Below are 24,666 nucleotides of genomic sequence, written 5' to 3' on the forward strand. Positions count from 1 at the left end.
AAGAAAAAAATAATGCAAACACATCAAAACATAAGTGAGCTATTAAGCCCCTACATTCTGGGGGTACTCCTAAGCACGGGTATAGGTCTTATCCTTGGACTGGAAAGGGAATATGACAAGCTAAAGGATGAGCAGGGGTTTGCCGGTATTCGAACATTTCCGATAACGGCCATAATCGGTTTTATGTTGGGCAGTTTGAACGAGACTTATACCTCTTGGCTTGTCATTGTTAGTTTGGCGACCATTATTTTGTTCTTTGCCATCAGCCATTTGTCCATTGTGCAGAAACATTCCATGACCGGTAATACCACAAATCTCGCTTTGATTGCCACATTTGTTCTTGGTGTTATGGTTTCGGGCCATTTGTACAAAGAGTCCATTGCCACTGCTGTAATTGTGGTTACGTTGTTATCGCTCAAGACCACCTTCCGCTCGTTCATTAAGAATATAACGCCCGAAGAACTTTTTGCCTTTATCAAATTTTCAATCATTGCCCTGTTGATATTACCATTTCTGCCCGACAAGGATTATGGGCCTGAAGGCCTACTGAACCCTTTTGAGATCGGGGCAATTATTGTCATTGTCTCCTTTCTGAACTTCATCGGATATTTTTTGGTCAAATACGTTGGGTCAAAAAAAGGAATCTTGTTGACCGCTATTCTGGGTGGTTTGATATCGAGTACGGCAGTTGCTTGGATCTATGCCTCCAGAAGCAAGAAGTCTCCCGAGCTTTCAAAAAAATACGCAGCAGGTATCATCATAGCATCGGCAATCATGTTCCCTAGACTTTCGGTTCTCGCCTATATTTTTAATAGTGCCATCCTAGGCTATTTGGCAATCCCCTTTGCCCTGCTTACGGTGGTCTGTCTGGTAGCTTCCCTGCTTTTGATACGTAAGGATACCGATCAGCCGAACACGGACATTAATTTGGGGAATCCGCTCAATATTTGGAATGCGATCGGTTTTGGCGGCATCTATGTGGCCATCCTGTTTGCGGTTTTCTATGGAAATAAATTTTTTGGAGAAAGTGGTCTGTACTATTCGGCATTGATTGCGGGTCTGGCAGATACCGATGCGATAACCATCAGCATGGCTAAATTTGCCTTATTGGATGAAAAATTGATTTTGGCATCCAATGTCATCATTGCAGCGACCCTGAGCAATATGACCGTGAAATTGGGAATTGCCTTTTTTAAGGGCTCTAAAAAAACAGGGCGACTCGTGGGCTATGCCTTTGGGGCGGTCGTCCTTCTTGGCATCCTTTATATCCTGCTTAATTCTTGGATAAATTGAAATTTTAAAACTAGAAACGAAAATGAAAACAACCGTATTCAGCACCCATAAATTTGAAGATCCCCATTTGCTATCTGCAAATAAAGGCAAACACGAGCTTAACCTACTTGAAGTACGGTTGACCGAAAGCACGGCTTCCTTGGCCCGTGGCACCGAGGCCATTAGTTTGTTTACGAGCGATGATGCCTCGGCGGTAGTACTTGAAAAACTTAAGGACATAGGAATCAAATATATCGCCCTGCGTACCGCTGGATATAACAACGTAGCTGTCGAAAAGGCTGCTGAACTTGGCATAAAAGTAGCCCGTGTCCCAGCCTATTCCCCATATGCCATCGCAGAACACACCATGGCGCTGATACTTGCATTGAACAGAAAACTGATGAGGGCCCACAATAGGGTCAGGGATATGAATTTCTCGCTGAACGGACTTACAGGGTTCGACCTGAACGGGAAAACAGTTGGTGTAATAGGCACCGGAAAAATTGGGGCTATCCTTGTTAAAATACTGCACGGTTTTGGTTGTGATATTTTGGCCTATGACAACTCTGAAGATGGAGAACTCATCGAAAAGTACGGGGTCCGCTATACCGACTGCTCAACAATCTGCCGCCAAGCTGATATTATAAGCCTGCATGTGCCTTTAGTGCCTTCCACCAAACATTTGATCGATGCCAAGCGTATTTCATTGATGAAACCAGGGGTAATGCTTATCAATACCAGCAGGGGTGGCTTGGTGGATACCAAAGCGGTCATTGAAGGTTTAAAAACAGGAAAAGTCGGATACTTTGGGATGGATGTTTATGAAGAAGAGGAAGGACTGTTCTTTGAAGATCATTCGGACGAAATACTACAGGATGATGTCATTGCACGTTTGATGACCTTCAGCAATGTTCTGATAACGAGCCATCAGGCATTCTTGACCGATACAGCCTTGACCAACATTGCAGATACGACCATACATAACCTTGATAGTTTTGAAAAAGCAACGGTTTCAGGGAATGAAGTAAAAATAAATTACAACAACTTGTAAAACTTAATAAGGATGAAAAATATACTCGTACCCACCGATTTTTCGGAGAATTGCGACAAAGCCGCTGATTTGGGCATTGAAATGGCTAAACTATACGATGCGGAAATTCATTTCTTTCACTTGATACATACTCCCGTAGACTGGGTAAAACTGGACAAGTTAAAGGAGAAAAGATACCCCAAGACGCTTAGGGAAATCGGGGCGGCCAAATCCGCCTTGCGGGAATTTGAGAAAAAGGCGGAGAAGGAAAATCTAAAATGCCAGACCTTCTTGGAGTATCAGGTTGAGACCAGTAATATTCTAAAACATTCCGGTCATTTCCATCATGACTTTATTATCACGGGGAGTAGCGGTACGAAAGGCACCGCCCGTGAACTTTTTGGTAGCAATGTTGAAAAAATCGTGCGAAAATCCGATGTGCCCGTAATCGTGGTGAAAGAGGAAGAGGTCTCCTTCCCTTTTAAAAATATAGTTTTTGTCTCTGATTTCATGGAGGATGTAAGTGGTGCTTTCGAGCATGTAATCTCAATCGCAAAAAAATGCAATGCACATATTCGTTTGTTGCGTATCAACACCCAAACGGATACCAATAGCATTACTGCTGGATTGAATCCAATTAAGAAATTCTTGGAAAAGTTTCCTGATTTGAAAAATTATTCGATGTACGTCACTAACGAACCTTCTGTGGAAACGGGAATAAATACGTTCCTAAGACACGAACCTGCGGATCTGATTGCTTTGTCCACCCATGGCAGTACAGGTTTTTTAAGCTTGTTTTCCAAAAGTATCGCCGAAGGTGTGGCCAATCATTCCGCACTTCCGGTAATGACGGTTAAAATCTAAAGGCATGAATGTCGTGAACGTCACAAAATATTCGGGCGAATTGCAAGTCTTTGACCTAAACCAGCTTATTGGCTCTTTGCGGCGTTCGCGAGTAACGGTAAAAAAATTCTCGAAGATTCAGAAGAATTATGTAAAGCACATTAAACCAATAAACATCTATTAACCCTAAAAAAGAATACAGATGAAAACTAAAACATTAAAAAAACAGGACAGCATGGACCTAGAGCCATTTTACCAAGCAATGGAAGATGATCCAAGCTTACTGGAAGAAGCCTTTGAAACATTACTGGAGATGGTAAACTCCGAGCCCGGATCCGCCAAGAAACTAGCCCTTCTTATCAAAGAGGACTTTCACGATCTGTACAAGGAAATAGCGGAGCTATGCAAACCGGACCAAGATAAAGGGAACACACCTTCCTGTTGTGGGGGACTTTAAAATTTGATAAATGATCAAGACCTCAAAAACCGATTGGATCCATTGAATGGGTTTGTTAGCACATGAAGTCAAGAACCGTGAGTACAGGAAATCGGTAAAATAATAGTGATTCTTTCTTTATACAATAAAGAGAATTTAGAAGATCCGTTAGAATTATTTATGACCTAATAAACTGTAAAAAAAATGAAAAATAACAAAGTAAACATTCACTTATTAGGAGATGCAGGAACGGTTACCGGTTCAAAGTATATGATGGAATCCACCAAAAAGGAAATTCCCATTGAATGTGGTCATCATTACAACGGTATCCTCTTGGCCTCCAACTTTTTAGGATTGAAGGTAAACGACAAGCCGCTGGTGTTTTGGGGCGATATTTGCCGCACCGAAGAACCATTCCCGTACTCGCCCCAAAAACCTATAAAAGATACTTATGGCTGGGAAGCTGAAGTACCACAGCCTTACGACATTAAATGGTTGGAATTAAAACCACCAATCAGAATTGTGTACAAAGTAAAGGAAAGAATCAGCATCAACTAAGTTGTTCGATTTTATAAAAATATATACTTAGAAAAAAGAAATACAAAAATTATGAAAATCCAAAAAATTGAAGCGATCGAAATACTCGATTCAAGAGGGAATCCTACCGTAGAAGTGAATCTAAAGTTGGAAGATGGAACTACCTCCCGTGCAATGGTCCCAAGTGGCGCATCAACCGGAGAAAGGGAAGCCACCGAATTAAGAGATGGCGATAAAAAACGTTATGGAGGAAAAGGCGTTTTGAAGGCAGTTGAGAATGTAAATACTGTAATTGCGAAAGCCATTAAAGATAAAAGTATCCATACACAAAGAGAGCTTGACTATTTATTGATAGAACTGGATGGAACAAAAAACAAAGCCAAACTAGGTGCAAATGCAATACTTGGTGTTTCTATGGCCTATGCGCGAGCAAAAGCCCAGAGTGCTAAAATCCCGTTATATGAGTGCTTGGGAGGAAGCTATGCCCACATAATGCCCGTACCTTGTATGAATGTCATAAACGGCGGCAAACATGCGGACAATACATTGGATTTTCAAGAATTCATGATCGCACCTCATAGCGCGCCGTCATTTAGAGAAGCCATTCGTATGGGCGAAGAAGTGTTCCATTCCTTAAAAAATGTGTTAAAAACCAAAGGTTTAAGCACTGGAGTTGGTGACGAAGGTGGATTTGCCCCCGATTTAAAATCAAATGAACAGGCTGTCGAAATGATTTTAGAAGGAATTCATAAAGCTGGTTATAAACCGGGAATAGATGTAAGTATTTGTCTTGACCCCGCTGCCAGTGAAATGTGGGAAAATGGAATGTATAAATTTTTTAAAAGTTCCCAAAAGTTAGTTTCAAGCGATGAAATGGTGAAGCTTTGGGAAAGTTGGACAACTCAATATCCTATTGTCTTGCTTGAGGATGGTCTATCTGAAAATGACTGGGAAGGTTGGAAAAACTTAACGGATATATTAGGCGATAAAATTGAAATTGTAGGCGATGACTTGTTCTGCACCAATAAATCGATTTTAGAAAAAGGTATCGAAAAAGGGGTGGCAAACTCGATCCTGATCAAATTGAATCAAATAGGAACCGTAACCGAAACGCTTGAAACAACCGAGCTTGCTTATAAAAATTCATACAATTGTTTTGTATCGCATAGGAGCGGCGAAACAGTAGATAGTTTTATTGCGGATTTAACCGTTGCCCTAAACGCGGGACATTTAAAAACAGGAAGCGGTTGCCGTGGAGAGCGTATTGAAAAATTCAATCAACTTATGCGTATTGAAAATGAATTGGGCAAATCATCACAATTTGCCGGTTTGAAAGCATTTAAGAATGCCAAATAACACCTGACGAATAGTAGGGCTAATGATACATTTTCCACTTTTGAAGGCATGAGGAGTACCGATGACAATAGCGTTCTCTATGCCATTTCATCAAAAAATGGAATTAAGGGCCTTCTGGTGGATGCCTATGGCGTATATGCTGAAAACATTTCAGAAGCAATGAGAAAAAAATTACGATAACATTTAAATAGAACAGTATGAAATCGCCATTAACAACAAGTTTGCGAAAGCAAACACCAATGAAGATATAAGGCGATTCCATATAACCATTGAAAAACAATAAATATCAACATATGAAAACTAAATCATTTATCAAACTTGCTTCCATGGCCACCATTACCCTGTTCCTTATAAGTGGCACAGCCCCTGTCCAGGACAACGCCAGGGATATTATAGAAAAAGCCGACAACAAAAGACTCGGCAAGACCAGTTCCAGCACGATGACCTTAAAGATCATACGGCCCAAATGGACCCGAGAAATAGATTTAAAATTATGGACAAAGGGAAACGATCTTATGATGATTTTAATAACAGGTCCGGCAAGGGACCAGGGAACGGCCTTCCTGAAAAGGGGGGACGAGATCTACAACTGGGTGCCCCGTATAGAGCGCAGTATAAAGCTTCCGCCATCCAGTATGATGCAAAGTTGGATGGGCTCCGATTTTACCAATGACGATCTGGTAAAGCAATCTTCCATGGTCAATGATTACGACCATATACTGATAGGGAAGGAAGAAATAAGCGGCAGGGAAGCCTACAAGATCCTTTTAAAACCCAAAGAGGAAGCCTCCGTGGTCTGGGGAAAGGTGGAAGCCTGGGTAGATGTGGAAGAATCCCTTTTCCTGAAACTGGCCTATTACGATGAAGAAGGGGAACTGGTAAACACCCTGTTGGGCAAGAACATTAAAACAATGGGAGGCCGCACCGTAACCAGCCTTTTGGAGATAACCCCGGCCGATGAACCTGGCAATAAAACCACTTTGGAATATAAATCCATAGCATTTGACCAACCTATGGATGATAATTTTTTCTCTTTAAGAAACCTAAAAAACCTTAAATAAATGATTATTAAACTATCCTGGCGAAACTTATGGAGAAACAGGCGAAGGACCCTGATAACAGTAGCTTCCATAGTTTTCGCAATAATTTTAGCCAATATAATGGACAGCCTGCTACTGGGCCTGAACAAACAGATGGTAGATAGCCTGGTGGGCGTGTACAGCGGGCATTTTCAAATTCAGCAGGAAGGGTATTGGGAGGATAAATCGCTCCACAATTCCTTTGTGCCAAATGACAGCCTGGAAACGGCACTTGAAGGCACGGAAGGAATAAAAGGCTTTTCATACCGCCTGGAATCGGTTGCGCTGGCAGCTACCAATAAGATGACCAAGGGCACATTGGTAATGGGCATAGATCCCGATAAGGAGAAAAATATAACAGGTTTTGATAAAAAGATCATCCAGGGAAACTATCTTGGCGAAACCAACAATCAGGCTTTGGTAGGCAAAGGGTTGGCCGAAAAAATGAATATTTCGGTCGGGGACAGCCTGGTGCTGGTGGGCGAAGGCTATCACGGTGCCAGTGCTGCCGATAAATATGAAGTTTCCGGCATTATAAGGCTGGGCTCCCCGGACCTGGACAACAATATTGTGATACTAAAACTTGAGGATGCCCAATTCTTGTATGGTGCCTATGACAGGGTTACTTCCATCCCGGTCTTTTTGAGGCCAAACCAACCCCAGGAACAGGCTATAGCGAACTTGAAACCTAACCTGAATACTGATTTTATCGTCAAACCCTGGCAGGAAATGTTGCCAATGCTCACCCAGTCCATCGGCCTTATAGACGCGCTACGCGTCATTATAGTAGTGCTACTTTATGTACTTATTAGTTTTAGCATTCTCGGCACCATTATAATGATGGCGCACGAACGGATGACCGAGTTACGAATATTATTGTCCATTGGTATGCGGAAAAAGGTAATGCAGCTTATGGTATTGATCGAAACATTTTTTATGGCACTTTTTGGTGCAGTCCTGGGTTTTTTAGCGAGCTATCCTATTGTTAATTATTTCAAGGTAAATCCCATCCAATTTCGTGGCAAGGTAGCGGACGGTTGGGAATCGTTTGGGATTGACCCCATAATGCCCACTACGGTCGATTTTGGTGTTTTCACAAAACATACCCTGATCATACTTGTCATTTCGATCCTATTGTCAATTTATGCCATACATCAGATTTCAAGTTTAAAGCCTGTGGCATCAAAAAAATAAATATCGACAGATGAAACGAGCATGCTAAAAGCGTTATCACCCAAGGGAATGATTAATAGCGAACCGCATGTGACAGTTAAAAAACAATAAATATAAACACATGAAAACACTTTTAAAAATAGCATGGAGAAATATCTGGAGGAACACGACCCGAAGCCTGGTCGTGGTCATTTCATTGGCAATTGGTATTTGGGCAACGGTTATTATTCTGGCCGTTTCGGATAGTTTGCACATGGAAGCCTTAAAGGATGGTATTGAATATAAGTACGGGCATATACAAATCCAGAACCCCGATTTTATAAAGAACGAAAAATTGACCATAACCATCCCTAACGGGGAAAGAATACTGAAGGAAATTAGAACGGATGATGAAGTAAAAGCCGCCACGGCTCGTACCGAAGTATCAGGTATCATCGCCTCGGCCGGCAATTCTTCCAATGTAATCCTTATAGGTATATTGCCCGGGGCAGAAGAAAAAACCACAATGCTAAAATCAAGGTTGGCTACTGGGGAATACCTTAGCCAGAAGGTAAGGAACCCAATTATCCTTGGCGAAAGGCTGGCCAAAAAACTCAATGTAAAACCAGGGAATAAAGTAGTATTGGGCTTTGAAGGCAAAAGCGGGGAATTGATATCCTCAACGTTCAGGATTACAGGCCTATACAATGCCACCCAAACTAGGGATGAGGAAATGTTAGTTTATGCCGACCTTTATGATGTCACCAAACTGGCAGGAATTGAAGGGCAATACAACAAGATAGTTATTAAGCTCAAAGAACCTGAACAATTAGCCACTTATCTTGCTTTCCTACAGTCAAAATTCAGCCAACCGGATGTATTGGTCCAAGATTGGCGGCAGGCAAATCCTGAATTGGAACTTATCAGCGATATGATTTACCAAATGGATATTATAATGACTATAATTGTGCTTATTGCACTTGCCTTTGGGATAGTAAATACCATGTTGATGTCCATATTGGAACGTTACAAGGAATTGGGGATATTAATGGCCATTGGAATGAACAGGCGGCGTGTATTTACCATGATTGTTGTGGAAACCACCTACCTTTCTATTTTGGGCGGTGCCGTGGGGATGCTTATTGGATTTGTTACCGTTTCAATCCTTAGTTATAACGGTATCAACTTGAGCCTGTTTTCTGAAGCCTTATCAGGTTGGGGTTTTAGTGACGTTGTTTATCCAACATTGGAACCCAGGGTCTATGTGTTGATAACCGTTTTGGTCATCCTTACAGCTGTGCTCACTTCCATCTATCCGGCCGTAAAGGCCTTAATGTTAAATCCTAACGAAGCTATTAGCAAACAAAATTAATACAAAAAGTCATGAATGTCATAGAAACAAAAGACGTAAGCAAGATATACAATCCGGATACCATTCCGGTGTATGCCCTAAATAAGGTAAACCTAAACTTTGAAAAAGGGGAATTTACCGCCATTGTTGGGCCATCGGGCTCGGGCAAGACCACATTACTAAATGTTATCGGTGGTTTGGACGATGCCAGTAACGGTTCGGTAATGATCGATGGCAGCGACATCCTGAAATTATCCGGGGGCAAACTGATCGATTTCAGGTTAAGGCACATCGGCTTTGTCTTTCAGGCCTATAACCTGATACCGGTGCTTTCGGCCAAGGAGAATATCGAGTTTATAATGCTGTTGCAAAACTGGCCTACGAAGAAACGTGAGGACCGAACAAAAGAAATGTTGGAAGCCGTTGGCCTAAAAGATAAATCGGGCTCAAAACCATCACAACTTTCAGGCGGGCAGCAACAAAGGGTCGCCGTGGCCAGGGCCCTGGCTTCCAAACCCCGGTTTGTGCTGGCCGATGAACCCACGGCAAACCTGGATTCAAAATCGGCGGAAAACTTATTGGATATTATGCTGAAATTAAATAAGGAAGAGCATATCACTTTTATTTTTTCAACCCACGACCCACGGGTGATAAAAAGAGCGAGGCGGGTGATAACGCTCGAAGACGGCAAAGTAGTGTCCGACATACAACAAAATACCGAGCAGGCATTAGCAAGGCAATGAAGTTTTACCTCTATACCCTATTATTGATAGTGTTATACAACAGCAAGGCAATGGCGCAGGCCGAAGAAAAGAAATGGGAACTGAACGGTTATGTAAAAGGGCTCCAGGCCACTTCCTTTACGGATCTGGATTCCATTACCACCAACTCCCTGCTCCATAACCGGCTCAACTTCAGGTGGTATCCGTCCGATAGTTGGAAAGTTGGCATTGAAGTAAGGAACAGGCTGTTTGTGGGGGACCAAATTACGGCCAATCCGTTGTTGACCGGGATTGAGGACGATGGGATAATCGACCTCTCGGCCAATATTGTGGAAAAAAAGGATGTTCTCTTAAACACAACCCTGGACCGTTTTTGGGCACAATGGCAGGGTACCAGTTGGCAGGTTACTTTGGGTAGGCAAAGGGTGAATTGGGGCGTGGACAGGATATTCAACCCCAACGACATTTTCAACGCCTATTCTTTTATTGATTTCGATTATGAGGAACGGCCGGGCAGCGATGCCCTGCGAGTACAGTATTTTAAGGATACGGACTATACATTGGATATGGCGGTAAAGATCACCGATGACCCGGATGAACTGATTGCCGCGGCACTGTACAAGTTCAATAAATGGAATTACGATATACAATTGCTCGGAGGGATCTATAAACGCGATATTGTGGCCGGGGCCGGATGGGCGGGAAATATCAGGAACGCGGGACTTAAGACGGAACTCTCTTATTTTAGGAATTACCAAAACTTTGCCGGGGATTCCGGAACGTTTATTTCTTCGGTCTCGGTGGACTATGCCCTTCCAAATTCGCTGTACCTGTATGGGGCGTATTTTTACAATTCATCCGGGGCGAATCAAAATGCCATTGAAAATTTGGTTTCAATAAATCTGGATGTAAAAAACCTGTCTCCTTTTACGCACAACCTTTTTGCCCAGCTATCCTATGAATTCAGTGCCATAACAAACGTAGCAATGAACATTCTGTATTCCCCCGCCGATAATGCGGTTTTTATAAACCCGTCCCTGAATATCATAATGGGCGAACAATTTGATTTGTCCATTATTTCACAGAGTTTGTTTGGAAATACAAATAATTTTGATTTATTGTTCAATACAATATATACCCGTTTAAAATGGAATTTTTAAAAAATAGAATAATACAGAAAACTTAATTTAATAAACATGGAAAACCACAAAGATCACAAGGACAAAAAAATGGACCATTCTAAGATGAACCACGATAAAGAAGACCACTCGAACCTGCCTGCCGACAAGGCAGGAATGAATCATGACAAAAAAGACCATTCAAACCTGCCTGCCGGCGAGGCAGGGATGGACCATTCCAGTCATGACGGCAATGCACCAATGGGAATGGCAGGGCACGACCACCATAAAATGATGGTGAAGGATTTTAGAAAACGGTTCTGGGTATCGTTGATAATTACCATCCCGATCCTCTTCTTTTCACCCATGATCCAAGAGTTTTTTGGTTATGATTTTCTACTTCCCGGCAATCCATATTACCTATTTGCGCTTTCTACCTTTGTCTACTTTTGGGGCGCATGGCCATTTTTAAAGGGATTTTATAATGAAATAAAATCCAAGGGCCCCGGCATGATGACCCTAATCTCAATGGCTATAAGTGTGGCCTATTTCTATAGTACCGCTACGGTTTTCGGACTGGAAGGCGAAGATTTCTTCTGGGAATTAAGTACACTTATCGTGATTATGCTCTTGGGGCACTGGTTGGAAATGAAATCGGTCTTAGGAGCTTCAAAAGCCTTACAATTATTGGTAAGCATGTTACCTTCCGAAGCACATAAAGTCGTTGGGGATGCCATTCAGGACGTGAAGCTGGACGACCTTATAAAAGATGATATCATCCTGATTAAACCAGGTGAAAAAATTCCAGCAGATGGTGTGATAACAGAAGGCTCAAGTTACCTTAATGAATCTATGCTTACTGGAGAGTCCAAACCGGTTAAAAAGGGACTGGATGACAAGGTCATTGGTGGTGCCATAAACGGCAACAGTACCCTAAAAGTGAAGGTAGTGCATACAGGCAAGGACAGCTACTTGAACAAGGTCATCAAGATGGTCGACGAAGCACAGCGCACGAAGTCCAAAATGCAGAACCTTTCCGATAGGGCCGCAAAATGGTTGACCTATATTGCGCTCATTATCGGTTTTGGCACCCTAGCAGTTTGGTTGATTTTGGGCTTCCCATTTGTCTTCGCATTGGAAAGAATGGTTACCGTTATGGTCATCGCCTGTCCGCACGCATTGGGTCTTGCTATTCCTTTGGTAGTGGCCATTTCTACTGCGGTATCTGCCCAAAATGGCTTGTTGATCCGTAACAGAACTGCCTTTGAAGAATCACGCAAAATATCGGCATTGCTCTTTGACAAGACAGGAACCTTGACCAAAGGCGATTTTGGGGTTACCCGAATAGAATCGGTAGATGAAAAATACTCCACGGATGAAGTCTTACGGCTTGCCAGTGCCCTGGAACAAAGCTCCGAACATCCTATTGCCGTAGGTATCATTAAAAAGGTAAAAGCCGATAAGGTGACTATTCCAAAACCTGAAAAATTCAATGCCATTACCGGAAAAGGCGTAGAGGCCAATGTAGAAGGCAAACAGGTAAAAGTAGTAAGCCCGGGCTATCTGCGTGACGAAAAGATTGCCATTCCAGATGATGCCTATAGCGATGCCGCCGAAACCGTGGTATTTGTATTGATAGAAGGAAAATTGGCAGGTTATATCGCACTCTCCGATGAGATCAGGCCAGAATCGGCAGAAGCTATAAAAACCTTTAAAAAGAATAATATCAAGGTATATATGGCAACTGGGGACAACGAAAAAACCGCCAAGGCTGTCAGCGATAAATTAGGGTTGGACGGTTATTATGCGGAAGTATTACCACACCAGAAAGTGGAAATTGTAAAAGACTTACAGGATAAGGAGGAATTTGTAGCTATGACGGGTGATGGGGTAAATGATGCGCCTGCATTGGCACAGGCCAATGTTGGAGTTGCTGTTGGTTCTGGTTCTGATATTGCTGCCGAGACCGCTGATATAATTTTGGTAAATAGCAATCCAAAGGATATCGCCAACCTCATATTGTTCGGGAAAGCAACTTACAATAAGATGATCCAGAACCTGATATGGGCCACCGGGTATAATGTGGTTGCCATTCCGCTGGCTGCGGGTGTTTTATATACAACAGGTTTTGTTTTGGGCCCGGCGGTAGCTGCCGTTTTTATGAGTTTGAGCACAATCATCGTAGCTATAAACGCTCAGTTGCTGAAGCGTAAAATCGGTAAAAAATAATGGAGAAGAAAGAGAAACTCAGCAGGATATTTTTAGTGCTGTTGAGTTTATTTGTGGTAATGCTCGGGTACGGTATTTTATTGCCTACCCTCCCCTATTACACGGAAAGACTGGCGTTAAAGGACAATCTGGATACGGACCTTATCAACTTCCATATCGGAATGTTGACCAGTATTTATCCGTTGTTCCAGCTCTTGTTCGTTATCGTCTGGGGCAAGCTTTCCGATAAATACGGACGTAAACCCATAATACTATTGGGGCTCGTAGGATTTGTAGTGATGAACTTGCTAACGGGTCTTGCCACTTCCCTGTCGATGCTCTATATGGCCCGTATCATTGGGGGCATCTTTACGTCAGCGGTCATTCCTGTCAGTAATGCCTATTTAAGTGATATTACCTCAGAAAAGCGAAGGACCAAAATAATGGCATGGTCTGGGGTCGCTATCAGTTCCGGTGTGATATTTGGCCCTGTTCTGGGGGGATTTCTGTCGCAAACGAACCTACACTATACATACTCTTTTGGAGTGTTCCACTTAGACCGTTTTTCGGTTCCCTTTATTTTGGCCGCTCTTTTGGGCTTTGTGGTATTGCTGATAATCATAAAATGGCTGGAGAATACCGTAATAAAAAATCGTATTGCTTCTGAGGCAGTCAAATTCAGTTTTTCCCTTAGTAACTATTTTATCATTTTGTTGCTCTTATCCTTTGCAATACAGTTTGTGGTTACCTTGTTTGAGGCCGTGTTTTCAATTTATGGGAAGGATGAGTTGGCCTTTACAACCAATCAGGTGGGTATTGGTTTTATGCTTTGTGGTTCTGTAATGGCCGTTTTGCAACCCGTATTCGCAACCTATGGCGAAAAAATATTGACCTCTAAACAGCAAATAACATTGGGGTTATTGATATCCGGTGTTTCGTTAATCGTCTTGCCTTTTGTGAGCGGTGAACTATACATTTATGTTACTATAATAATTTTCGCAGCCGGGGGAGCCATGGTGACACCAAACCTGCTTTCGGCAGTTTCATTGATATCCAAGGAAAACACGGGAAGGAATATATCCATTCAAAGTTCCACGAACAGTATCGGTCAAATTTTGGGTCCGGTATTGGGGACTTGGCTGATTGCCGGAGGGTTTTATTACCCTTTCATTATTGCCGGTGCAACCATTTTGGGTGCTATGGGACTGGTTTACTTTTTGAAGCGACCAAATGAAGGGATTGACGGGCCCTTATTGGCCGACCAGCATAAAAAACTGTAATGATGGATCATTGAACCGGTACACCAACACGAACAGGGCCTAAATAAGAAAAGGCGGATGTATGAAAATCAAAATGCCTACAATGTATTTATAAAAGAATCAAAAGATGGGTAATAAAAATATAAAGTATTCTAAACATAGCACATCATCTGGAATGCTATTTTGTTAATTAAAAAAAGTGAATTATGTCAAAAAAAGTTGCAGACCTATTGGTAGAAAACCTCGTGAATGCAGGTGTTAAAAGATTGTATGCCGTAACCGGTGATAGTTTGAACCCCATAAACGATGCGGTAAGGCGGGACGGCAGGATCAGGTGGATTCACGTTCGCCACGAAGAGGCAGGCGCCTATGCCGCGTCTATGGATGCAGAACTCGATGGTATAGGCTGCTGTATGGGCAGTAGCGGCCCAGGCCACGTACATCTGATCAACGGGCTATATGATGCCAATAGGTCGGGAAACCCCGTGATCGCGATTGCCTCCACGATTAATACCGATAAACTGGGTACGGATAATTTTCAGGAGACCAACGTGGTCAAATTATTTGACGATTGCAGTATATATTGTTTTATGGCCAATACCCCGCAGCAAGCCGCACATGCTTTTCAAACGGGTATTCAGCATGCGATCGAAAAACGTGGCGTTGCGGTGGTGGGGCTTCCAGGGGATGTGGCCGCCGCAGATGCACAGGAAATCACCACGTCACATAAAAACTACTATACAAGTGCCCGGCTCATCCCAGGGAAATTGGAAATGGAAGAATTGGCCCAGGTAATCGATTCCCATAAGAAAATCATGCTGTTCTGCGGCTATGGGTGCAAGGATGCCCAAGGGGAAGTCATGCAATTATCCGAAAAACTGCAGGCTCCCATGGGCTTCAGTTTTCGTGGAAAAATATTCTTTGACAAGTCCAGCAATCCTTTTGCCGTGGGACTCAACGGCCTATTGGGGAATAAATCCGGATTTAAGGCCATGCAGGAGGCCGATTTGTTGCTATTACTGGGTACCGATTTTCCTTACTCCGACTTTTTGCCGGAGAAAAATACAATCATCCAAATAGACGACAAACCGCAACGTATCGGGAGGCGCGCTAAAGTGGATTATGGCTATGCCGGAAAAATAAAGGACACCATAGAAGCCTTGCTGCCCATGATAGAGGAAAAAACCGATAAGGATTTTTTAAATGAAATGCGTAAACTCCACGAACAACAAGAAGAAAAATACGCCTCTTACGTAAAAGCCAAATCCAGTGAAAAAAACATACATCCTGAATTTGTGGCAGCGGTAGTTGATGAAGTGGCGGCAGACGATGCCATCTTTACCGTGGATACCGGCATGTCCGCAGTTTGGGCGGCACGCTATTTAAAAGGCCGGCGAGACCGCTACCTTACCGGCTCGTTCAACCATGGCTCCATGGCAAACGCCATGCCCATGGCCATTGGTGCCGGGCTTTCAAGACCAGACCGGCAAGTTATCGCCTTATGCGGCGATGGGGGCATAAGCATGCTTTTGGGCGATCTAATGACCATAAGCCAATATGATATACCGGTAAAAATTGTCGTTTTTAACAATCGGTCGCTGGGAATGGTTAAACTGGAAATGAATGTGGCCGGCTACCCAGATTGGCAAACCGATATGGAAAATCCTGATTTTGCCCAGGTGGCGCAGGCGATGAACATAGCATCTTGGAACGTGGAACAATGTGAAAATGTAGAACCCACATTAAAAAAAGCCTTTGCACACAAGGGACCTGCACTGATCAATATTTTTACAGATCCCGAAGCCCTGGCCATGCCGCCCAAAGTGAGTTTTGAACAGGTAAAGGGCTTTGCAACAAGCATGGGCAAGATGATGCTGAACGGCCAAAGTGCCGAGGTAATAGACACGGCAAAATCCAATCTTAAATATTTAAGGGAATTGTTTTAGATATAAAAACTGGGGAAGCTAAAAACATATTTTAAGTATCCTTGGGCCTATTGACAATAATGAACGTAAGCTGAAAAAATAATATGGAGCATAAACGGACAACCCTAAAACCTCATGATAGGCTATTTCAAAATGGCACCGACAATACTGAACATATTGAGTTGGTCCGTTCGGGAGAAGACTATTTTTTGCGGCTTGAAAAATTAATAGATAAGGCAGAAAAGGAAATCCATTTACAGACCTACATTTTTGAAAACGATGAAACAGGAAACCGTATAGCCTCCTGTTTAAAAAAAGCCGCTCAACGAAAAGTAGAGGTATATGTCTTATTGGATGCCTATGGTAGCGCTGCATTACCCAATAGTTTTGCCCAGGATTTGGTACAGCATGGTATTTTACTTCGCTTTTTTTCGCCATTATTCTCCTTGAACAATTTTTATATCGGTAGGCGGATGCACCATAAAATTGCGGTCGTCGATGAAAAAATAGCACTGATAGGCGGAATCAATATTGCCGATAAATACCGCGGAACCAAGGCTTCTAAACCTTGGTTGGACTATGCCGTTCAGTTGAATTGCCCGGCAGCTAAGAATCTACAAATATTGTGTAGCGATTATTTTTATAAAAGGGGAAGCTCAAAAAAAATACCACCCGTGTTACATTCGGCAGGTAGCGCACTCGTGGGAATTTTACAAAACGACTGGCTGCAGCGAAAAACGGAAGTCTGTGATGCCTACACGAACGCCTTCATTTATGCCAAAGAGGAAATAGTAATCGTGAGCTCGTATTTTTTACCTGGAAACAGATTGGCAAAGGCTTTGAAAAAGACGTGTAAAAGAGGAATAAAAACAACGGTGATCTTAGCGGGTATTAGCGATGTGCCGTTGGTGCGTAGGGCCACCGAACATTTGTACTCGTCTTTTCTAGACCATCATATGAGAATTTTTGAATGGAATAATTCCGTAGTACACGGTAAAGCTGCGGTGGTTGACAACAAATGGTCTACCATAGGCTCATTTAACCTGAACAGTCTTAGTTGCTATGGCAGTATTGAAATGAACGTAGAAGTTCACTCGGTCAATTTTGCCAAAATTCTTCGGGCCGACTTTGAAATGGTTATAAGCCAGTGTAACGAAATTACAAAGGGGAGTCTAAGACAAAGAGCCGGTATATTCAATAAGTTGGGTAATTGGATTTCTTACCATATGGTACGCACAGCCATGCTTTTTCTAACCTTTCTTCCGCATTTAAGGTTTTTGAAAAATTATAGGTTATAGGGTGCTGCTAATGGTCAAGTGATTAAATGTGCCAAGGTAGAATACGAGATGTTTCAGGACAATGAAAGAAAAGTTATGATAAAAAGTTTAAGGACAAAGGAAGGCATCCGCCTACTAAGGGATAATTATATCGGACGCTTGGCATTTATATCCCAAGGAAATCCTTACGTTGTTCCGATTACCTATTATTACGATGAAACCAGCAATAGTATCCTGGGATATTCTGCTGAAGGACATAAAATGAATGCTATGCGGGAAAACCGATCGGTATCATTAGAAGTAGATGAAATAAGTTCCGTAAATAATTGGCGATCTATCTTGGCACACGGTGTTTTTGAAGAATTGCAAGGAAGCGAGGCCAAATTTCTCCTGCATCGGTTTGCCCAAGGTGTCAAAAATATTATCCTCCGTAAGGAGAAAATAATTCCCCAATCCATTAGTGAATTTTCAAGTAAACTGAATTCACCTAAAACCCCTATAGTCTTTCGAATCAGAATAGTTGAAATTACAGGAAAACAAAGGAAACCATAATCTATATACGAATATGACATAAGCCATTGTTGGTTTTAGATACGAACTATGAACCCAAAGTCATTTATACTTTTTAAGGAAGCGAAAGAATGAATGGCTTATTAAAAGATTTGACGATGAAAAAATATTATTACAACGAAGAACAGGAATCTTATGATGCGATTGTTGTAGGCACTGGCATCAGCGGAGGCTGGGCCGCCAAGGAACTATGTGAGAAGGGTCTTAAGACCCTGGTTTTGGAGCGTGGAAGAATGGTGCGCCATATCACGGACTATCCCACGGCTTACAAAGATCCTTGGGATTTTCCGAACGGAGGGGAGCCGACACTGGAAGACCTTAAAAAACAACCAAAACAAAATCGAACAGGTTACACGACCAATGCGGCAAGTGCACTTTGGTTCGTGAACGACCTGGAACACCCCTACAACGAAATCAAACGTTTTGACTGGATGCGGGGCTACCACGTGGGAGGGCGCTCCATCATGTGGGGGCGACATAGTTACCGTTGGAGCGATATCGATTTTACAGCCAACCAGCGTGATGGAATCGCAGTGGATTGGCCCGTTAGATATAAGGATATCGCCCCTTGGTACGATAAAGTAGAAACCTTCATCGGGGTATCGGGGGAAAACCTGGGGTTGAAACAATTGCCTGATGGCCAGTTTTTACCGATGATGGAACTCAATTGTGTCGAACAACGTTTTCGGGAAAAGGTAAGTGAGAATTTCGATGGCCGAGTCGTGACGGCAGGAAGGGTGGCCAATATCACTGGAACCAAAAAATTTGAAGGGCGGCAACATTGCATGTTCCGAAACCGCTGTATACGTGGTTGCCCATTTGGGGCGTACTTTAGCAGTAATTCCTCGACCCTGCCCGCCGCCGAACGAACCGGAAACCTAACGCTAAGACCCGATTCCATAGTACATGAAGTGATGTACGACCCCGATACCAAACGGGCCACCGGCGTAAAGGTCATCGATAGTGTCACCAAGGAAGCGTATGAATTCAACGCCAAAGTAATTTTCCTATGCGCCTCGGCCGTTGCCTCTACATCAATATTGATGCAATCAAGATCCGATCGCTTCCCCAACGGTATGGGTAACGATTCCGATCAGTTGGGAAGGAACATTATGGACCATCATTTGGGAGTGGGTGCACAGGGCAAGTTTGACGGACTTGAAGACAAATATTATAAGGGGAGAAAACCGAATGGGGTATATATCCCACGTTTTAGAAACCTTGGTGGTGATTCCGACCGCAAAGACTATAAGCGAGGTTTTGGCTATCAAGGTAGTGCCGGAAGGGGCAATTGGGACGATGCCGTTGCCGAACTATCCTTCGGGAAAGAGCTAAAAGAGGCCATCCTGAAACCAGGCGGATGGACCATGGGCATTGGGGGCTTCGGCGAAGTGCTTCCGTACGAAGAAAACAGGATGACCCTGGATTATGATAAATTGGACGGTTGGGGGCTACCCACGGTAACTTTCGATGCCGAATTCAAGGAGAATGAATGGGCCATGCGGAAGGATATGAAGGAATCAGCCGTCGAAATGCTCGAAAAAGCTGGGCTGCGCGATGTGCAGCCTTTTGACAATCCCGGGGCCTTGGGCCTTGGAATCCACGAAATGGGCACCGCCCGTATGGGAAGGGACAAAAGGACATCGGTACTCAACGGAAACAATCAAGTTCATGATGTTCCCAATGTATATGTAACGGATGGTGCGTTCATGACTTCCGCGGCATGTGTAAACCCGTCACTGACCTATATGGCCTTTACGGCAAGGGCGGCAGACCATGCGGCAAAAGAACTTAAAAAAGGAAACATATAATGGATAGAAGAAAAGCACTTAAGAATATGGGGCTGGCCTTGGGATATTCCGTGGCCACCCCGACATTGATAGGTATGGTCCAAAGCTGCAAAAACGATAAGGCACTGGAATGGACCCCGGTTTTCCTTACCCCGGATGAAGGGGAGGCATTGACAAAATTGGTGGATATTATCCTTCCCAAAACCGATACCCCTTCCGCTTCGGAAGTTCAGGTACACCTGTTCATTGACAAGTTCATTGATCAAGTAATGGAAAAGGAACAACAGGATTTTGTGAAAATGTCCATGGGCCAATTCTTGGAAAAAGCCTTGAAGGATTCCAGAAAGGAAAAAGCGGGCGATCTTACTTCAGGAGATTTGGAGCCCGTGCTCGCGGCAGCCCTGAAAGTGACCAAGGAAGATGATGTGAAAAACTTCGAGGCCATAGAGCAATACCATGAAGCCATTGCCGAAGGAAAAGAGCCCTTGTTGGACGATGGTATCTCACGCTTTGCATTTGCCAACAACCTTAGAGGCCTCACTATTTGGGGTTACAAGATTTCGGAATATGTAGGCGAGGAAGTACTGGCCTATCTCCCCATTCCGGCAGAATATATTCCATGTGAGGATGCACAAAAACTTACCGGAAGTATAGCATGGTCCTTATAAATAATCGCCCTGTTCCAAAACAGTCTTTAACAATTTGAAATTACAAAAACAATAATAATGACAGATTTAACAACTAGCGCGATCGGGCGTGTCCTCAGGAACAATTATCTCGGACACTTGGCCTATCTATGGCAAGGGAAGCCCTATGTGATTCCCATTACCTATTATTTTGACCCTACGGACAATACGATCATTAGCTATACCTCGGAAGGCCATAAAATCGATGCGATGCGAAAAAACAACTCAGTTACCGTACAGGTCGAAGAAATACAATCGATGTTCAACTGGGAATCGGCCATGGTGCACGGAACATTCGAAGAACTTGAAGGAAGCGTTGCCAAGCAAAAATTGCACCTATTTACCGAAGGCGTCAAGAGCATTATTCGTAGAAAAGAACGGAGAGAGGTTGAGTTCATCAATGAATTTTCAAGTAAGATATACTCCAGGGGCATTCCAATTGTTTACCGTATTAAAATACGGGAAGTTATCGGAAAACGAAGGGAAACGTAAAGATGAAATCAGTAATTATGATAGAACTGTAAGACAATTTAAAAAGATAAAAATGCGAAATTGATATTGGTAAGGCATGAAAAATCGATTGGGAGGCAAAAAATATATTTACCGGATGGACGGATATCGACTTTGCCCTGGAAGGCATTGAAGAATCCAAAAACAAAGGGGAAGCACTTACAGAACCGCCCAGATGAGCTCTGTTACAGGATCAACAGAAAACTATTCGGCCTTAGGCTGTTCGATAAGAGCGAAATTGCTATAAAGACACCTTACTGATAAGCAATTAATTTGCGTTTTGAACTGACTAAAATCATACTATATAGCAACTGATTTTGATATTTTTAATTTAACCTATTAAAAGTCTCGCAAGGGTAGTTGAAGCTAAATAGAAAATACATTCTAAACTTAAAAAATGAATATGATAATAAACCTTTCAAAAAGACCATATTACTTTTTTCCATATAAATTTTAATTATACTAATTATGTCTAAATATATATTATCGCTAGATCAGGGAACTACCAGTTCCAGAGCCATTTTGTTTAATCATAAAGGTCAAATCGAAGCTATTGCTCAAAAAGAGTTTGAACAAATTTTTCCCAAACCCGGTTGGGTAGAACATAATGCCATGGAAATTTGGTCCTCTCAACGCGGTGTAGTGGCAGAAGCAAAGGCAAAGTTGCACATTGAAAACTCGGATATTGCTGCAATCGGGATAACCAATCAGCGAGAAACGACAATTGTTTGGGATCGGGCAAGCGGTAAACCTATCTACAATGCCATTGTATGGCAAGACCGAAGAACTTCAAAAACTTGTGACCAACTTAAGGAAGCTGGTTACACCGATAAGGTGAAATCAAAGACGGGCTTGGTCATAGACGCCTATTTTTCGGGAACCAAGATTAAATGGATACTGGATAACGTAGAAGGTGCCAGAAAAAAAGCGGAGGCTGGAGAACTGGCATTTGGAACGGTTGATTCATGGCTCATCTGGAACCTGACGAAGGGCAAATTACATATTACAGATGTCACCAACGCAAGTAGGACGATGCTTTACAACATTCACGATCTTGATTGGGACAATGAGTTGTTGACACTACTGGACATTCCGAAAAGTATGTTGCCTGAAGTAAGATCCTGTAGCGAGGTTTATGGGGTAAGTAGTTGGGGAATCCCTATTGCTGGTATTGCTGGAGATCAACAAGCCGGTCTTTTCGGTCAAATGGCACTAGAATTGGGAATGGTAAAGAGCACCTATGGTACAGGATGCTTTATCGTTGCAAATACAGGAAGTACTCCCGTTTCCTCAAAAAACAATTTGCTTACGACTATAGCCTGGCAGATAAACGGTGAAACGACCTATGCCTTGGAAGGTAGCATTTTTATTGGAGGAGCTGTAGTACAATGGCTTCGAGATGGGTTAGATCTTGTTAGGGAATCTCGTGAAATAGAAAAACTGGCCAATTCTGTAGAGGATAATGGCGGTATTTTTCTGGTACCGGCGTTTGCCGGATTAGGGGCGCCTCATTGGGATCAATACGCTAGAGGAATTATTGTAGGGATTACACGTGGCACTAGCAAGGGACATATAGCCAGGGCAGCACTTGAAGCCATATGCTATCAGACCAAAGATGTAATGAACGCTATGCAAGGTGATTCTAAAATAGCCATAAAGGAATTGCGTGTTGACGGAGGCGCTTCCGTAAACAACACGTTAATGCAATTTCAATCGGACATCCTTAATATTGATGTAGTGAGGCCCAAAGTATATGAGACTACAGCACTTGGAGCAGCTTACTTAGCAGGTTTAGCTGTAAAATTCTGGAAATTAGAAGACTTAAAAAATCAATGGCAAGAAGATCAAAAATTTAAACCAAAAATGGAATCTGAAGATAGGGAAGAGTTATACTCCCGTTGGAGTAAAGCAGTCGAACGATCAAAAGACTGGTTATAATTAGAACAAAAAAATAGCATAAAGATGGACAGAAAATTTATGGTAAAGAAACTCGAGCAACATATCGATGAGGTATGGGATATTGTAGTAATCGGAGGTGGTGCAACAGGGCTGGGAGCAGCCTTGGATGCAGCTAGTAGGGGGTATAAAACGTTGCTGCTGGAACAAGCGGATTTTGCAAAGGGTACATCAAGCAGAAGTACCAAACTTGTACATGGTGGGGTTAGGTATCTGGCACAGGGAGATATCTCTCTTGTACTTGAAGCTTTACATGAGCGGGGTCTGCTTAAGCAAAATGCTCCGCATTTGGTAAACGATCAGGAATTTATTATTCCGAATTATGAATGGTGGGGCGGCCCATTTTACACCGTCGGGTTAAAAGTCTATGATATGATGGCCGGAAAACTAGGATTGGGGCCTTCTGTTCATATTACCAAAGAAGAAACACTAAAAGCAATACCGAATCTCAAGAAAAAAGGACTACATGGCGGTGTCATATACCATGATGGTCAATTCGATGATTCTAGACTGGCCATCAATCTAGCACAGACCATCGTGAATAATAATGGTATTGTTCTCAATTATATGAAAGTTACCCAACTATTGAAAAATAACATTCAATTGGTTAATGGTGTTATGGCCATTGATCAGGAGACTGGTAAAGAATACAAAATAAATGCAAAAGCCGTTATCAATGCCACGGGCGTTTTTGCGGACGACATTCTAAAAATGGATGATGCAAATGCCCGTAAAACCATAGTTCCAAGCCAGGGTGTCCACATTGTCCTTGAGAAAGAGTTCTTGTTGGGTGACTCGGCCATCATGATTCCTAAAACAGATGATGGTCGCGTGTTATTTGCCGTACCCTGGCACGATAAAGTAGTTGTAGGTACCACTGATACCTTAATTTCAAAACCTGCTCTAGAACCTAGGGCCCTTAAGGATGAAATTGAATTTATACTAAATACAGCTAGTAAATACCTGACCAGGGCACCTTCTAGAAAAGATGTGTTATGCATTTTTGCCGGATTGCGACCGCTTGCAGCTCCAGAAGACGAAGGGAAAAGCACCAAGGAGATATCGCGTAGCCATAAAATCTCAATATCCCTATCTGGTCTGGTTACCATTACAGGGGGTAAATGGACTACCTATCGCCGTATGGGAGAGGATACAATTGACAAGGCATCCATGGTGGCTGGTCTTGACGAGCGACCTAGTGTGACCAAGAATATGCCTATTCATGGTTCTGTGCAACACTTGGAAGAAGATGATGATTTAAGGTTCTATGGAACAGATCGACTTCGGATACTTAAACTTGTGAATAGCAATCCGTCGTTGGGTGAAAAGTTGCACCCTAAATTGAACTTCATAAAGGCCGAAGTGGTTTGGGCCGTAAGAGAGGAAATGGCCAGAAACATAGAAGATGTTTTGGCGAGACGTGTAAGAGCGCTATTCCTTGATGCCCGGGCAAGTATTGAAATGGCACCAGAAGTTGCTAGGTTGATAGCTGCCGAGCTGGATTGGGACGATGCTAAGGTTTCTCGAGAAATAGAGGCCTATAAAGAGTTGGCCAAAGGGTATATTTTGGATTGACACAATGATTTTAT

General features: G+C 42.8%; 22 protein-coding genes. All 22 read left to right on the forward strand.

From position 1 onward, the window contains the following. Positions 1–1,293, forward strand: a 1,293-nt coding sequence (locus D2V05_RS16435) for an MgtC/SapB family protein (RefSeq protein ID WP_235855481.1), incomplete at its 5' end; no start/stop codon positions are given. 22 nt (positions 1,294–1,315) lie between these two features. Then, positions 1,316–2,323 carry a 2-hydroxyacid dehydrogenase gene (locus D2V05_RS16440; RefSeq protein ID WP_119648633.1) on the forward strand — a complete coding sequence of 336 codons (1,008 nt, stop codon included), beginning with the start codon at positions 1,316–1,318 and terminating at the stop codon, positions 2,321–2,323. 12 nt (positions 2,324–2,335) lie between these two features. Then, the gene (locus D2V05_RS16445) at positions 2,336–3,166 is read left to right on the forward strand and encodes a universal stress protein (protein ID WP_119648634.1); all 831 of its coding nucleotides are present in this window, start codon (positions 2,336–2,338) and stop codon (positions 3,164–3,166) included. 181 nt (positions 3,167–3,347) lie between these two features. Then, positions 3,348–3,602, forward strand: coding sequence for a hypothetical protein (locus D2V05_RS16450; protein ID WP_119648635.1), 255 nt, complete (start codon positions 3,348–3,350; stop codon positions 3,600–3,602). Between the two features lie 183 nt (positions 3,603–3,785). Then, a complete protein-coding gene (locus tag D2V05_RS16455) occupies positions 3,786–4,139 on the forward strand; it encodes an MBL fold metallo-hydrolase (protein WP_119648636.1) in 354 nt (117 codons plus the stop codon). A gap of 51 nt (positions 4,140–4,190) precedes the next feature. Continuing rightward, positions 4,191–5,474, forward strand: a complete 1,284-nt coding sequence (gene eno, locus D2V05_RS16460) for a phosphopyruvate hydratase (protein ID WP_119648637.1) — start codon at positions 4,191–4,193, stop codon at positions 5,472–5,474. A gap of 48 nt (positions 5,475–5,522) precedes the next feature. Then, complete coding sequence (locus D2V05_RS19915; protein ID WP_262706560.1) at positions 5,523–5,654, forward strand: hypothetical protein; 132 nt, start codon at positions 5,523–5,525, stop codon at positions 5,652–5,654. A gap of 113 nt (positions 5,655–5,767) precedes the next feature. Beyond that, complete coding sequence (locus tag D2V05_RS16470) at positions 5,768–6,535, forward strand: outer membrane lipoprotein-sorting protein (RefSeq protein ID WP_203583834.1); 768 nt, start codon at positions 5,768–5,770, stop codon at positions 6,533–6,535. Continuing rightward, positions 6,536–7,747: an ABC transporter permease gene (locus D2V05_RS16475; RefSeq protein WP_119648638.1), complete on the forward strand. Its 1,212-nt coding sequence runs from the start codon at positions 6,536–6,538 to the stop codon at positions 7,745–7,747. A gap of 100 nt (positions 7,748–7,847) precedes the next feature. Beyond that, a complete protein-coding gene (locus D2V05_RS16480; protein WP_119648639.1) occupies positions 7,848–9,077 on the forward strand; it encodes an ABC transporter permease in 1,230 nt (409 codons plus the stop codon). A gap of 11 nt (positions 9,078–9,088) precedes the next feature. Continuing rightward, the gene (locus D2V05_RS16485) at positions 9,089–9,799 is read left to right on the forward strand and encodes an ABC transporter ATP-binding protein (RefSeq protein ID WP_119648640.1); all 711 of its coding nucleotides are present in this window, start codon (positions 9,089–9,091) and stop codon (positions 9,797–9,799) included. Further along, complete coding sequence (locus D2V05_RS16490) at positions 9,796–10,938, forward strand: hypothetical protein (protein ID WP_119648641.1); 1,143 nt, start codon at positions 9,796–9,798, stop codon at positions 10,936–10,938. The genes D2V05_RS16485 and D2V05_RS16490 overlap by 4 nt, the downstream gene beginning before the upstream one ends. Positions 10,939–10,974: 36 nt before the next feature. After that, entirely contained in the window at positions 10,975–13,125 is a 2,151-nt protein-coding gene (locus D2V05_RS16495) for a copper-translocating P-type ATPase (protein ID WP_119648642.1), read from the forward strand. Then, a complete protein-coding gene (locus D2V05_RS16500; RefSeq protein WP_119648643.1) occupies positions 13,125–14,384 on the forward strand; it encodes an MFS transporter in 1,260 nt (419 codons plus the stop codon). The genes D2V05_RS16495 and D2V05_RS16500 overlap by 1 nt, the downstream gene beginning before the upstream one ends. Positions 14,385–14,569: 185 nt before the next feature. Beyond that, positions 14,570–16,309 (forward strand): thiamine pyrophosphate-dependent enzyme, encoded by a 1,740-nt coding sequence (locus D2V05_RS16505; protein WP_119648644.1) that lies wholly within the window; start codon positions 14,570–14,572, stop codon positions 16,307–16,309. 83 nt (positions 16,310–16,392) lie between these two features. Next, entirely contained in the window at positions 16,393–17,586 is a 1,194-nt protein-coding gene (locus D2V05_RS16510; RefSeq protein WP_119648645.1) for a phospholipase D-like domain-containing protein, read from the forward strand. Between the two features lie 75 nt (positions 17,587–17,661). Next, entirely contained in the window at positions 17,662–18,117 is a 456-nt protein-coding gene (locus D2V05_RS16515; RefSeq protein WP_119648724.1) for a pyridoxamine 5'-phosphate oxidase family protein, read from the forward strand. A gap of 116 nt (positions 18,118–18,233) precedes the next feature. Continuing rightward, positions 18,234–19,946 carry a GMC oxidoreductase gene (locus tag D2V05_RS16520; protein WP_119648725.1) on the forward strand — a complete coding sequence of 571 codons (1,713 nt, stop codon included), beginning with the start codon at positions 18,234–18,236 and terminating at the stop codon, positions 19,944–19,946. Then, the gene (locus D2V05_RS16525; RefSeq protein WP_119648646.1) at positions 19,946–20,593 is read left to right on the forward strand and encodes a gluconate 2-dehydrogenase subunit 3 family protein; all 648 of its coding nucleotides are present in this window, start codon (positions 19,946–19,948) and stop codon (positions 20,591–20,593) included. Before D2V05_RS16520 ends, D2V05_RS16525 begins: the two co-directional genes overlap by 1 nt. Positions 20,594–20,650: 57 nt before the next feature. Then, positions 20,651–21,103 (forward strand): pyridoxamine 5'-phosphate oxidase family protein, encoded by a 453-nt coding sequence (locus D2V05_RS16530; RefSeq protein ID WP_119648647.1) that lies wholly within the window; start codon positions 20,651–20,653, stop codon positions 21,101–21,103. Between the two features lie 486 nt (positions 21,104–21,589). Next, a complete protein-coding gene (gene glpK, locus D2V05_RS16535; protein WP_119648648.1) occupies positions 21,590–23,059 on the forward strand; it encodes a glycerol kinase GlpK in 1,470 nt (489 codons plus the stop codon). A gap of 24 nt (positions 23,060–23,083) precedes the next feature. Beyond that, positions 23,084–24,652, forward strand: a complete 1,569-nt coding sequence (locus tag D2V05_RS16540) for a glycerol-3-phosphate dehydrogenase/oxidase (protein ID WP_119648649.1) — start codon at positions 23,084–23,086, stop codon at positions 24,650–24,652. Positions 24,653–24,666: the final 14 nt, after the last annotated feature.

The sequence above is a fragment of the Flagellimonas pelagia genome (assembly GCF_003584135.1).
Lineage (GTDB): Bacteria > Bacteroidota > Bacteroidia > Flavobacteriales > Flavobacteriaceae > Flagellimonas > Flagellimonas pelagia.

Excerpts from the sequence above, each read along its gene's own strand:
- D2V05_RS16440 (WP_119648633.1), top strand. The coding sequence starts at position 1,316 with ATGAAAACAACCGTATTCAGCACCCATAAATTTGAAGATCCCCATTTG.
- D2V05_RS16445 (WP_119648634.1), top strand. The coding sequence starts at position 2,336 with ATGAAAAATATACTCGTACCCACCGATTTTTCGGAGAATTGCGACAAA.
- D2V05_RS16450 (WP_119648635.1), top strand. The coding sequence starts at position 3,348 with ATGAAAACTAAAACATTAAAAAAACAGGACAGCATGGACCTAGAGCCA.
- D2V05_RS16455 (WP_119648636.1), top strand. The coding sequence starts at position 3,786 with ATGAAAAATAACAAAGTAAACATTCACTTATTAGGAGATGCAGGAACG.
- eno (WP_119648637.1), top strand. The coding sequence starts at position 4,191 with ATGAAAATCCAAAAAATTGAAGCGATCGAAATACTCGATTCAAGAGGG.
- D2V05_RS19915 (WP_262706560.1), top strand. The coding sequence starts at position 5,523 with ATGAGGAGTACCGATGACAATAGCGTTCTCTATGCCATTTCATCAAAA.
- D2V05_RS16470 (WP_203583834.1), top strand. The coding sequence starts at position 5,768 with ATGAAAACTAAATCATTTATCAAACTTGCTTCCATGGCCACCATTACC.
- D2V05_RS16475 (WP_119648638.1), top strand. The coding sequence starts at position 6,536 with ATGATTATTAAACTATCCTGGCGAAACTTATGGAGAAACAGGCGAAGG.
- D2V05_RS16480 (WP_119648639.1), top strand. The coding sequence starts at position 7,848 with ATGAAAACACTTTTAAAAATAGCATGGAGAAATATCTGGAGGAACACG.
- D2V05_RS16485 (WP_119648640.1), top strand. The coding sequence starts at position 9,089 with ATGAATGTCATAGAAACAAAAGACGTAAGCAAGATATACAATCCGGAT.
- D2V05_RS16490 (WP_119648641.1), top strand. The coding sequence starts at position 9,796 with ATGAAGTTTTACCTCTATACCCTATTATTGATAGTGTTATACAACAGC.
- D2V05_RS16495 (WP_119648642.1), top strand. The coding sequence starts at position 10,975 with ATGGAAAACCACAAAGATCACAAGGACAAAAAAATGGACCATTCTAAG.
- D2V05_RS16500 (WP_119648643.1), top strand. The coding sequence starts at position 13,125 with ATGGAGAAGAAAGAGAAACTCAGCAGGATATTTTTAGTGCTGTTGAGT.
- D2V05_RS16505 (WP_119648644.1), top strand. The coding sequence starts at position 14,570 with ATGTCAAAAAAAGTTGCAGACCTATTGGTAGAAAACCTCGTGAATGCA.
- D2V05_RS16510 (WP_119648645.1), top strand. The coding sequence starts at position 16,393 with ATGGAGCATAAACGGACAACCCTAAAACCTCATGATAGGCTATTTCAA.
- D2V05_RS16515 (WP_119648724.1), top strand. The coding sequence starts at position 17,662 with ATGATAAAAAGTTTAAGGACAAAGGAAGGCATCCGCCTACTAAGGGAT.
- D2V05_RS16520 (WP_119648725.1), top strand. The coding sequence starts at position 18,234 with ATGAAAAAATATTATTACAACGAAGAACAGGAATCTTATGATGCGATT.
- D2V05_RS16525 (WP_119648646.1), top strand. The coding sequence starts at position 19,946 with ATGGATAGAAGAAAAGCACTTAAGAATATGGGGCTGGCCTTGGGATAT.
- D2V05_RS16530 (WP_119648647.1), top strand. The coding sequence starts at position 20,651 with ATGACAGATTTAACAACTAGCGCGATCGGGCGTGTCCTCAGGAACAAT.
- glpK (WP_119648648.1), top strand. The coding sequence starts at position 21,590 with ATGTCTAAATATATATTATCGCTAGATCAGGGAACTACCAGTTCCAGA.
- D2V05_RS16540 (WP_119648649.1), top strand. The coding sequence starts at position 23,084 with ATGGACAGAAAATTTATGGTAAAGAAACTCGAGCAACATATCGATGAG.